The sequence below is a fragment of the Microbacterium sp. genome (assembly GCF_052102115.1).
In the GTDB taxonomy this organism is placed as follows: domain Bacteria; phylum Actinomycetota; class Actinomycetes; order Actinomycetales; family Microbacteriaceae; genus Microbacterium.
On the sequence record NZ_JBQDVP010000067.1, the window covers coordinates 1 to 10,661 of the forward strand.

Consider the following 10,661-nt stretch of genomic DNA (forward strand, 5'->3'; position numbering starts at 1 on the left):
CCGGTCCGTACTCGATGATCACCCAGCAGCCGCTCGGTGGTAAGGCGCAGTTCGGCGGACAGCGCTTCGGTGAGATGGAGGTGTGGGCCCTCGAGGCCTACGGTGCGGCATACGCGCTCCAGGAGCTCCTCACGATCAAGTCCGACGACATCCTCGGCCGCGTCAAGGTGTACGAGGCGATCGTCAAGGGCGAGAACATCCAGGAGCCCGGCATCCCCGAGTCATTCAAGGTGCTCATGAAGGAGATGCAGTCGCTCTGCCTGAACGTCGAGGTGCTCTCGGCAGACGGCACGGCGGTCAACCTCCGCGACACCGACGACGAGGCATTCCGTGCCGCCGAGGAGCTCGGTATCAACATCTCCAGCCGATTCGAGTCCGCCTCGATCGACGAGATCTGACGCGCGGCTCCCGCCCCGTCCGATCACAGAATTTATTGAGACACAGGAGAACTAGTGCTCGAGTCAAACACCTTCGATGAGCTTCGCATCGGCCTGGCTACCGCAGAGGACATCCGCGGTTGGTCCTACGGTGAGGTCAAGAAGCCCGAAACCATCAACTACCGCACCCTCAAGCCCGAGAAGGACGGTCTGTTCGGCGAGCAGATCTTCGGACCTTCCCGTGACTGGGAGTGCGCGTGCGGCAAGTACAAGCGCGTCCGCTTCAAGGGCATCGTCTGCGAGCGCTGCGGCGTGGAGGTCACCAAGAGCTCCGTCCGTCGCGAGCGCATGGGTCACATCGAGCTCGCCGCTCCCGTCACCCACATCTGGTACTTCAAGGGCGTGCCTTCGCGTCTCGGGTACCTGCTCGACATGGCACCGAAGGACCTCGAGAAGGTCATCTACTTCGCCGCCTACATGGTCATCTCCGTCGACGAGGATGCTCGTCACCGCGACCTGGCCACGCAGGAGAACAACGTCCGCCTCGAGCTGAAGACGCTGGGGGATCGCCGCGACGCGAAGATCGCCGAGCGGATGACCAAGCTGGAGGAGGAGCTCGCGGCCCTTGAGGCCGAGGGCGCCAAGGCCGATGCGAAGAAGAAGGTCAAGGACGCTGCCGAGAAGGAGATGACCCTCACCCGCAAGGGTGCCGACGAGGCCATCGCCAAGCTCGAGCGCGTGTGGGAGGACTTCCGCACGCTCGAGGTCGGCGCGCTGCGCCCGGAGGACGACGTCTTCCACGAGCTGCAGGACCGCTTCGGACAGTACTTCGAGGCCCACATGGGTGCGGAGTCGATCCAGCGCCGTCTCGCGGCATTCGATCTGAAGGCCGAGGCTGAGAGCCTGCACCTGCAGATCTCCGAGGGCAAGGGCCAGCGCAAGATCCGTGCGATCAAGCGTCTGAAGGTCGTCAACTCGTTCCTCGAGACCGGGATGTCGCCGGCATCCATGGTTCTCGACGTCGTGCCGGTGATCCCGCCGGAGCTGCGCCCGATGGTGCAGCTCGACGGTGGCCGCTTCGCCACGAGCGACCTGAACGACCTCTACCGCCGCGTGATCAACCGCAACAACCGTCTTCGTCGTCTGATCGACCTCGGTGCCCCCGAGATCATCGTCAACAACGAGAAGCGGATGCTGCAGGAGGCCGTCGACGCGCTGTTCGATAACGGCCGTCGCGGTCGCCCCGTCACCGGTACCGGCAACCGCGCCCTGAAGTCGCTCAGCGACATGCTCAAGGGCAAGCAGGGCCGTTTCCGTCAGAACCTGCTCGGAAAGCGTGTCGACTACTCGGGCCGTTCGGTCATCGTCGTCGGCCCGCAGCTGCAGCTGCACCAGTGCGGTCTTCCCAAGACGATGGCGATCGAGCTGTTCAAGCCGTTCGTGATCAAGCGCCTGATCGACCTCGGTCACTCGCAGAACATCAAGGCCGCCAAGCGCTCGGTCGAGCGCATGCGTCCCGAGGTCTGGGATGTGCTCGAGGAGATCATCCGCGAGCGCCCCGTGCTGCTGAACCGTGCGCCCACCCTGCACCGCCTGGGCATCCAGGCCTTCGAGCCTCAGCTCGTCGAGGGCAAGGCCATCCAGCTGCACCCGCTCGTCTGCGCGGCGTTCAACGCCGACTTCGACGGTGACCAGATGGCCGTGCACCTGCCGCTGTCGGTCGAGGCTCAGGCCGAGGCCCGCGTGCTGATGCTCGCGTCGAACAACATCCTGAAGCCGTCCGACGGCCGCCCGGTGACCCTGCCCTCGCAGGACATGATCATCGGCCTCCACCACCTCACCGTCGTCCGCGAGGGCGCTGTGGGTGAGGGGCGTGCATTCGGGTCCGTGTCCGAGGCGATCCTGGCGAAGGACGAGGGCACCCTCGACCTGCAGGCGAAGATCCGCATCCGCATCCCCGGTCTGACCTTCCTCGAGGGTCAGGGACCTGAGGGCTACGAGAAGCACGGCCTCGTCGACGCATCGCTCGGACAGGCGATCTTCAACGCCACGCTGCCGAAGGGGTACCCGTTCGTCCGCGAGCCCGCTGACAAGGGCAAGCTGTCGCAGATCGTCAACAAGCTGGCCGAGGAGTACCCCAAGGTCGAGACGGCTGCGACGCTGGACCGCATCAAGGATGCCGGTTTCTACTGGGCTACGCGCTCCGGTGTGACCGTCGCGCTGAGCGATGTGCTGACGCCTCCGAACAAGAAGGAGATCGTCGCCAAGCACGAGAAGCTGGCCGCGAAGGTCCAGTCGCAGTACGAGAAGGGTCTCACCACCGACGCCGAGCGTCGTCAGGAGCTCATCAAGATCTGGACCGAGGCAACCGACGAGGTTCAGGTCGCGATGCGCGAGAACTTCCCCGAGGACAACACCATCAACCGCATGGTGTCCTCTGGTGCTCGTGGTAACTGGCTGCAGATCCGCAACATCGCGGGTATGCGCGGTCTGGTGAACAACCCCAAGGGTGAGATCATCCCGCGTCCGATCATCTCCTCGTACCGCGAGGGTCTGTCGGTGGCGGAGTACTTCATCGCGACGCACGGTACCCGTAAGGGTCTGGCCGACACCGCTCTGCGCACCGCCGACTCGGGTTACCTGACCCGTCGTCTGGTGGATGTCTCGCAGGACGTCATCATCCGTGAAGAGGACTGCGGCACGTCGAAGGGCCTCGAGCTCCCGATCGCTGCTCCGAACTCGCAGGGTGAGCTCGTGCGCGATGCGAACGTCGAGAACTCGGTGTTCGCTCGCACGCTGGCCTCGGATGTCGTCAGCGAGTCGGGCGACGTGCTCGCCGCGGCCGGTGACGACGTGGGCGACGTGCTGATCGACAAGCTGGTCGAGCTCGGCGTCGAGAGCATCAAGGTGCGCTCGGTGCTCACGTGCGACTCGGCTGTCGGCGTCTGCGCGCAGTGCTACGGCCGCTCGCTCGCGACCGGCAAGACGGTTGACATCGGAGAGGCCGTCGGCATCATCGCCGCACAGTCGATCGGTGAGCCCGGCACCCAGCTGACGATGCGTACCTTCCACACCGGTGGTTCCGCATCGGCGGAGGACATCACCCAGGGTCTGCCCCGCGTGCAGGAGCTCTTCGAGGCTCGTACGCCCAAGGGTGCATCGCCGATCGCCGAGGCCGATGGCCGCATCACGATCGACGAGACCGAGAAGGCCAAGAAGGTCATCCTCACGCCGGACAACGGTGATGAAGAGGTCGTCTACCCGGTGCTGAAGCGCGCGACGCTTCTCGTCGAGGACGGCCAGCACGTCACGGTCGGTCAGCCCCTGCAGGTCGGCACGCTCGACCCCAAGGAGGTCATGCGCATCATGGGTGCCCGCGAGGTGCAGAAGTACCTCGTCGGAGGCGTTCAGGGCGTCTACCGCTCGCAGGGTGTGCCGATCCACGACAAGCACATCGAGGTCATCGTCCGTCAGATGCTCCGCAAGGTCACCGTCGTCGATCACGCCGACACGATCCTGCTGCCGGGTGAGATGGTCGACCTCAAGCGCTACCAGATGATCAACCGCGAGGCCGTGGCAGAGGGCAAGCGCCCGGCGTCCGGCCGTTCGGAGCTCATGGGTATCACCAAGGCGTCGCTGGCGACCGAGTCGTGGCTGTCGGCCGCCTCGTTCCAGGAGACGACTCGGGTGCTCACCGAGGCTGCGATGCAGGGCAAGCGCGACCCGCTGGTCGGTCTCAAGGAGAACGTCATCATCGGTAAGCTCATCCCCGCCGGAACCGGTCTGTCGAAGTACCGCAACGTCACGGTCGAGGCCACGGAAGAAGCCAAGAGCGAGCGCTACCCGAACCGGATCTTCGCGTCCGACGGCGCGTACGCCGAGGGCGACTTCGGCTACGTCGACTTCGACGCGTTCTCGACGGATGACGTGACCCCGGGCACGTATAACTGATCGAGCTCGTCACGAAGGCCCCGCACCTCTTCGGAGGAGCGGGGCCTTCGTGCTGCGCCCGGGCCGGTTGCGCAGTGCTCGTTCAGGTCGCAAATGCTGCCGCTCTCAGCCGCGCGAAGCGGCAAGAATTGCGACCTGAACGCCCTATGTGCGCCAGAATGAGTGGATGCCGCGCACACCTCACGCCGTCGTCATCGGCGACGCCCTCATCGACGAGATCCACGACTCCGGAGGGGTCCGCGAGCTGGTCGGCGGTGCGGCACTCAATGTTGCGGTCGGGATGCGGCGCCTCGGCATCCCGTGCACGCTCATCGCGATGGTGGGCGATGACGAGGCCGGCGCGCACATCCGTGAGTATCTCGCCGATCACGATGTGACGCTCGTCGCGAGTCATGCGCCGCTCGGATCGTCCCGGGCGATCGTGCGGCGCGACGCGAACGGTGAACCGAGCTACGTGTTCAACCAGGCGGCTCAGCAGCGCAGCATCCACTACGGCGATGAGGCCCGACGGGCGATCGCCGGCGCCGATCTCGCCGTGATCAGCTGTTTTCCGTTCGACCGGCAGGGCGAGGTGGATACCGTGGCCGATGCGCTGGCCGGCACCCGTGTCGCGCTCGACCCGAACCCGCGCACCGGCATGCTCGGTGATCGTGCTGAGTTCGTGCGGGGATTCGAGCGGATGGCCCAGGGCGCTGCGGTCGTGAAGGTCGGCGCGGACGACGCGGCGCTGCTGTACGACGGAGACCTTGACGCGCTGCGTGCGCGATTGCGCGTGCTCGGCGCTGAGGCGGTGCTGGCGACGGCGGGCGGCGATGGTGCGATCCTCGAATTGGATGCCGGTGTGCTCACGGCCCCGATCTCCGAGCTTCCGGGGCGGATCGTCGACACCGTGGGGGCCGGGGATGCCACGCTCGCGGCAGTGGCCGCGGGGCTTGTCGGCGCGCGTCCGGAGTCGGGGGAGCAGTGGCGGCTGCTGCTCGAGCGGGCCATGGATGTCGCGGCCGCGACCTGCCGGTCAGAGGGTGGTCTGCTGCGCACTCCGGAGTCGCTGGACGAGGCCGGACGCGGCGTGAACGGCAGCTGACGTTTCGATTTCTTGCGCCTGCTTCTGGCGGGTATGATTGATAGTCGCGCCCCCGGTTGGCTGTACAAGCTGGACGGGTGTGCACTTGGCAAGTTACCCAAGCGGCCAAAGGGAGCTGACTGTAAATCAGCCTGCATTGCATTCGGGGGTTCGAATCCCTCACTTGCCACCGTGTGAAAGAGCCTGGCCATCGGCCGGGCTCTTTCCGGTTTTCGTGAGGTGGATGGCAGTCGACGGAGCCTGTCCCCGCGGACTTTCATAGACTGGGGCGATGCGAGCGCTCACCGAGTCCGACGTCCGCGCGGCGTTCATCAACGCGACCGACGACGAACTGCGGATGATCGAGATGCCGCATGACTTCCTGCTCGTCGATTGGGACTTCCACGATTTTCTGGCCTGGCGGGATCCAGCATCCAGCAAGCGCGGGTGCGTGCTCGTCCAGACCGACGACGGCGTGATCGGCGTCGTCGTGCGCGCGAGCGATCCGGGGCGAAGCCGCAACGGCATGTGCAACATCTGCCAGACCATGCAGCCCGGAAACCAGGTCGCCCTCTTCTCAGCACGCAAGGCCGGCCCCGCCGGTCGCCGCGGCGACAGCATCGGCACGTACATCTGCGCCGACCTCTCGTGCCACGAGAACGTGCGGCTCGCGCATCCGCTCGCTCCGAACGAAGTCCGCGCCGACGGTCAAGTGGACATGAGGCTGGACGGCACCCGCCGACGCATGGAGCGCTTTGTCGCCCGGGTACAAGAGGATGCGGACTGATCGCGCCCACTGGTTAGGCTGGCGAGGTCCGCTTCGAAGGAGATGCCCATGAGCGATGCCATCCTGTTCCAGATCGATGAGGGGCTTGCCCGCCTCACGCTGAACCGTCCGACCCGCCTGAACGCCTTCAACGCCGACCTCGCGATGGCGTGGCGGGATGCGACGGCAGAGGCGACCACGCGGAGTGATGTCAGAGCCATCCTGCTGGATGCGGCAGGCCCGGCATTCTGCGCCGGCGGAGACGTCATCGAGATGGCGACGACGATGGGAGACGGGGCTCCGCTCACCGAACTGGCCGGTGTCATCAACGAGGGGATCCGATCCCTCACGGAGTCGGCGATCCCCGTGGTCGCCGCCGCGCACGGCACGACGGCGGGCGGGGGCCTGGGCATCCTGCTCAGCACCGACTACGCGATCGTCGGCGGCCGCTCCAAGCTCGGAAGCCTCTACGCGAACATCGGCCTCACCCCCGACCTGTCGGTCTCGGCACAATTGGCGGATGCCGTCGGCCGGCGCCGCGCGCTGCAGCTCGTGCTGCAGGATCGCCTGCTCACAGCGGAGAAGGCTCTCGAGTGGGGGCTGGTCGCCGAGGTCGTCAGCGGTGCGGATGCTGCGGAGGAGGCCGACCGCGTGCGCGCTCGCGCCGAGGAGGTCGCGCGGTTCTGGCTCGCGGGAGCCGCCGAGGCGTATGGGCAGGCCAAGCGCCTCGTGCGCACCCAGCCGTCGCGCTCGTTCGCGGAGCAGCTCGCCGAGGAGGCGCGCTCGATCGGGGCCTCGTTCGACACTCCGGATGCCCGGGCGCGCGTCGCCGCGTTCGCGGAGGCGTCCGCGAAGAAGCCCCGCTGATCCTCCACAGCGGTGAACCGCGCTGACTTACCCACAGAAAGCGGCGGAACCCCGTGCGTGCCGCGCCCCGCATGCAAGGATGAGAGCAACGTCGGCCAGGAGGGATCACCATGTCAGAGGTCAATGAAGCAGGGGCGAAGCCGAACACGTCGCTCCTGATCCGCGGAGCGATCTGGATCGCGATAGGCGCCCTGATCGCTGCCGCTCTCGTCTGCGTCGTCTGGGTGCTCATCGGCGACCAGGACGGCCTCATCGGGCGCGCATTCCTGACGATCCTGCTGCTGGCGGGCTTCGCGGGCATCGCGATCCTCGAGGCCGGGCTCGCGCCTCGCCGACCGGACTGGCTGGCGCTGGCGAGCATGATCACCTGGATCGTCGCGCTGATCGCCGGCGCCATCAAGATCTGGCTTCCCGAAGAGCTGGGGGAGTACACCGGCGGGGTCGGGCGCTTCTTCATGCTGCTGCTGATCGTGGGCGTGCTGCAACTGGGCCTGCTGCACGTGCGCCTGTTCACTCCTGCGGCGCAGCGGTACGTGACGACGTTCACCCGCGTCATCTACTACGTCACGATCGCGATGCTCGTGCTGCTGGTCGCGATGCTCGTCATCTACCTGACGCTCCCCGACACCTTCACCTACGGCGACCTGTACTGGCGCATCGTCGTCGCGCTCGCGATCCTCACGGCGGTGGGAACAACGCTCATCCCGCTGCTGAATGCCTTGTTCGCCCCGAAGAAACGGAACGAACCGGCCGCAGCACCGTATGCTGTCGCAGCGATCGGAGCACCGGCAGGTCAGCAGCAGTGGCCGGTGTACGCCGACGGCGTCACCCCGCTGCCGATCCTGCCCGACGGATCGCCCGACTGGAACGCCTACTACACGGGGTATCCGACCGCGCAGCAGGCGCCGGCGTATCAGCAGGCGCCTGCTGAGCATGCGTGGCCGGAACAGACCCCGGCCGTGCCGGAGCAGGCCCCTGCCGTGCCGGACTTCGTCTCCTCTCCGGACGCTCCGATCGGACCGGACGGATACCCCGTACCGCCCGCGGGCGCTCCCGCCGCCCCCGACGGCATCGCCGGTCAAGCGCCGACGTGGGAGGCTCCCGCGGCCGCGCCGGCCGTGCCGGAACAGCCGCCGGTACCCCCGCAGCCCGAGCAGCCGCCGGTGCCTCCGCGGCCCGAGCAACCGTCGACGGAACCTCCTGCCCCCGGAGCCTTCCCGCCGCCGCCTCCGGCACCGCGGCGATGACCGTGGATCTTCCCATCGCCGTGCAGCTCCAGGAGCTCGCCGTCGACATCGCCCGTGAGGCGGGCGCGCTCGCGCGGGAGCGCCGTGCCGCGGGCGTCGCTCTCGCCGCGACCAAGACGACGCTCGCCGACATCGTCACCGAGGCCGACCGCGAGGTCGAGGCGCTCATCCGCTCCCGGCTGGATGCCGAACGCCCCGGCGACGGCTTCCTCGGCGAGGAGTCCGAAGCAGCGCAGAGCTCGACGGGGATCACCTGGGTGGTCGACCCGATCGATGGCACCGTGAACTACGCCTACGGCATCCCGTCGTACAACGTGAGCATCGCCGCCGTGCAGGGCGAGGTCGACGAGGCGCTCGCCGCCGCCGTGTATGCGCCTGCGCTCGACGAGCTGTTCACCGCCGCGCGCGGCGGGGGAGCGTGGCTCGGCGATCAGCGACTGGCCGTCACCGCAGAGAATCCGGCCGGCGCGCTCCTGGCGACCGGGTTCGGGTACGACCCCGCGACGCACGACGGCGACCTCGCGACCGTGCGCAGGGTGATGCCTCTCGCGCGCGACCTTCGTCGCATGGGAGCGGCAGCGCTGGATCTCGCCTATGTCGCCGCGGGGCGGCTCGATGGCTACTTCGAACGGGGTCTGGCGCCCTGGGACTTCGCGGCGGGTGGCCTGCTCGTGCGCGAGGCCGGTGGGGTCGTGAGTCGGGTGGACACGGCATCCGACCGACCGATGATCATCGCCGCCGGACCGGCACTGCACGAACGGCTTTCAGAAGTTTTGCACAAAGAGATTTAGCGGGTGCCGTGCATGGCATTCCCAGGACGTGCAGGGTAAGGTTTATCTGTTCGTTACCTTCGTAACCCGAATACGTTGGTCCCCCCGAAGTTGTCCCCCCAGTTACCCGAGAGACTGTTTTGCCCTTCGACTCCCCTATGGCTGAGCCCGCGCCGAAGCGCCGCTCCAGCCGTTCCCAGACTGCGGATTCCGCGACCTCGGTGAACCTCGAAGAGACCTCTCCAGCGGCACCCGCCGACGTTCCTGCCGCCGCGCTCTCGCGTCGCGCGCTGCGTGACCGTCAGCGCAGGGCAGCGGAGACCGTGATTCCCGAGGCGGATGCCGCACCCGGAGACATCGAGATCGTGTCGGACTCCGTCGTCGCAGATATGGCGACCACGGTCGTCGCCGCCACCGAGATCATCGTCGAAGCGGTCGCAGAGCCGGCGGAGACGCAGCGCGTCACACGCCGTTCTTCCCGTGTCGCGGTCATGCCGGCGGATGAGGGCATCGCGGAGCAGCCCGCCGAGTCGCAGCCCGTTGCTGAAGCGGCGTCCGATGCTCCGGCATCCACTGCTCCGGCATCCACTGAGTCCGCTGATGACGCCGCCGACGCGTTCGACGCAGCCTCCCGAGCCTTCTCGTTCGTCCCCGCCGCACCGTCGGTTCCCGGTGTCGACAAGGCGAGCACGGTGAGGCAGCTTCCGAAAGCAGCCGTGCACGTTCCGGCTCGCCGCCGTCGAGCGCGCGGCAAGTTCGTCGCCGCCGGGGCGACGGTGGGTGTGATGGGGATCGCCGGTCTGATCGCGGTATCCATGACGCTTCCCGCCGAGGCTGTCGCCGTGGCACAGGGCGAGAGCGCACAGACGTCGATGTCGCTGGTCGCAGCATCCAAGGAGTCGTCCTCGTCAGTGTCGGACGAGGAGATCCAGGCGTACGTGGCGTCGTCCGATGTGCAGAATGACGAGATTCAGCGTGCCGAGGGTTTCTCAGCGGCATCGCTGATCGACCTCGCCACGCAGCAGGGCATCTCCTACTCGGGCGATGTCTTCACGAACGACCCGGAGGCCGCCATCCAGTGGCCGTTCATCGTCGGTGTCTCGATGAGCTACGGCTACGGGATGCGCGACGGAAGGCTTCACGAGGGCCTCGATCTGCTCCCGGGCGCTGGCGCTCCCGTGCAGGCCATCGCCGATGGCAAGGTCCGCACCGCGACCGAGTCCGGTGGCAACTACGGCGTCACCGTCTACATCGATCACATGGTCGACGGCAAGCTGATCACCAGCCACTACTCGCACATGCAGTACGGGTCTCTCGAGGTTCAGACGGGCGACACCGTCAAGGTGGGCGACATCGTCGGCAAGGTCGGCGACACCGGTCGTTCGTACGGCGCGCACATGCATTTCGAGTTGATCGTGGACGGTTCGACGATCGACCCGCTGCCCTGGTTGAACGAGAACGCCGGCCGGAACGACGGGGTCTCCCCGGTTTCGTGAGAAGGCCGAAGTGATGGTATTCTCGTGTGGTTGCCTTCGCGGGTGACAGCGCCCCGATAGCTCAGTGGCAGAGCACTTCCATGGTAAGGAAGGGGTCGTCAGTTCAATCCTGACTCGGGGCTCG

7 protein-coding genes, 2 tRNA genes and 1 pseudogene are annotated in these 10,661 nt (G+C 67.0%); all 10 read left to right on the top strand.

Going from position 1 to position 10,661, the window contains the following annotated elements:
• Positions 1-398, top strand: a pseudogene (locus ACTICP_RS14480) (DNA-directed RNA polymerase subunit beta); the annotation flags it as partial.
• Between the two features lie 54 nt (positions 399-452).
• On the top strand, positions 453-4,328 hold the full coding sequence (rpoC, locus tag ACTICP_RS14485; protein WP_441893561.1) for a DNA-directed RNA polymerase subunit beta': 3,876 nt from the start codon (positions 453-455) through the stop codon (positions 4,326-4,328).
• A 166-nt stretch (positions 4,329-4,494) separates the two neighbouring features.
• Entirely contained in the window at positions 4,495-5,412 is a 918-nt protein-coding gene (locus ACTICP_RS14490) for a PfkB family carbohydrate kinase (protein WP_441893563.1), read from the top strand.
• A gap of 87 nt (positions 5,413-5,499) precedes the next feature.
• Positions 5,500-5,581: transfer RNA gene (locus tag ACTICP_RS14495), tRNA-Tyr, on the top strand.
• Positions 5,582-5,683: 102 nt separating this feature from the next.
• Positions 5,684-6,178: an FBP domain-containing protein gene (locus tag ACTICP_RS14500; RefSeq protein ID WP_441893565.1), complete on the top strand. Its 495-nt coding sequence runs from the start codon at positions 5,684-5,686 to the stop codon at positions 6,176-6,178.
• Positions 6,179-6,226: 48 nt separating this feature from the next.
• Positions 6,227-7,024 carry an enoyl-CoA hydratase/isomerase family protein gene (locus ACTICP_RS14505; protein WP_441893567.1) on the top strand — a complete coding sequence of 266 codons (798 nt, stop codon included), beginning with the start codon at positions 6,227-6,229 and terminating at the stop codon, positions 7,022-7,024.
• Positions 7,025-7,134: 110 nt separating this feature from the next.
• The gene (locus ACTICP_RS14510; RefSeq protein ID WP_441893569.1) at positions 7,135-8,271 is read left to right on the top strand and encodes a hypothetical protein; all 1,137 of its coding nucleotides are present in this window, start codon (positions 7,135-7,137) and stop codon (positions 8,269-8,271) included.
• The gene (locus ACTICP_RS14515) at positions 8,268-9,062 is read left to right on the top strand and encodes an inositol monophosphatase family protein (RefSeq protein ID WP_441893571.1); all 795 of its coding nucleotides are present in this window, start codon (positions 8,268-8,270) and stop codon (positions 9,060-9,062) included. Before ACTICP_RS14510 ends, ACTICP_RS14515 begins: the two co-directional genes overlap by 4 nt.
• A 137-nt stretch (positions 9,063-9,199) precedes the next feature.
• A complete protein-coding gene (locus ACTICP_RS14520; protein WP_441893573.1) occupies positions 9,200-10,537 on the top strand; it encodes a M23 family metallopeptidase in 1,338 nt (445 codons plus the stop codon).
• 50 nt (positions 10,538-10,587) lie between these two features.
• Positions 10,588-10,659, top strand: a tRNA-Thr gene (locus ACTICP_RS14525).
• Positions 10,660-10,661 lie beyond the last annotated feature (2 nt).

Bases quoted from the DNA above. Each gene is read 5' to 3' on its own strand.
- ACTICP_RS14490 (WP_441893563.1), top strand. From the start codon at position 4,495: ATGCCGCGCACACCTCACGCCGTCGTCATCGGCGACGCCCTCATCGAC.
- ACTICP_RS14500 (WP_441893565.1), top strand. From the start codon at position 5,684: ATGCGAGCGCTCACCGAGTCCGACGTCCGCGCGGCGTTCATCAACGCG.
- ACTICP_RS14505 (WP_441893567.1), top strand. From the start codon at position 6,227: ATGAGCGATGCCATCCTGTTCCAGATCGATGAGGGGCTTGCCCGCCTC.
- ACTICP_RS14510 (WP_441893569.1), top strand. From the start codon at position 7,135: ATGTCAGAGGTCAATGAAGCAGGGGCGAAGCCGAACACGTCGCTCCTG.
- ACTICP_RS14515 (WP_441893571.1), top strand. From the start codon at position 8,268: ATGACCGTGGATCTTCCCATCGCCGTGCAGCTCCAGGAGCTCGCCGTC.
- ACTICP_RS14520 (WP_441893573.1), top strand. From the start codon at position 9,200: ATGGCTGAGCCCGCGCCGAAGCGCCGCTCCAGCCGTTCCCAGACTGCG.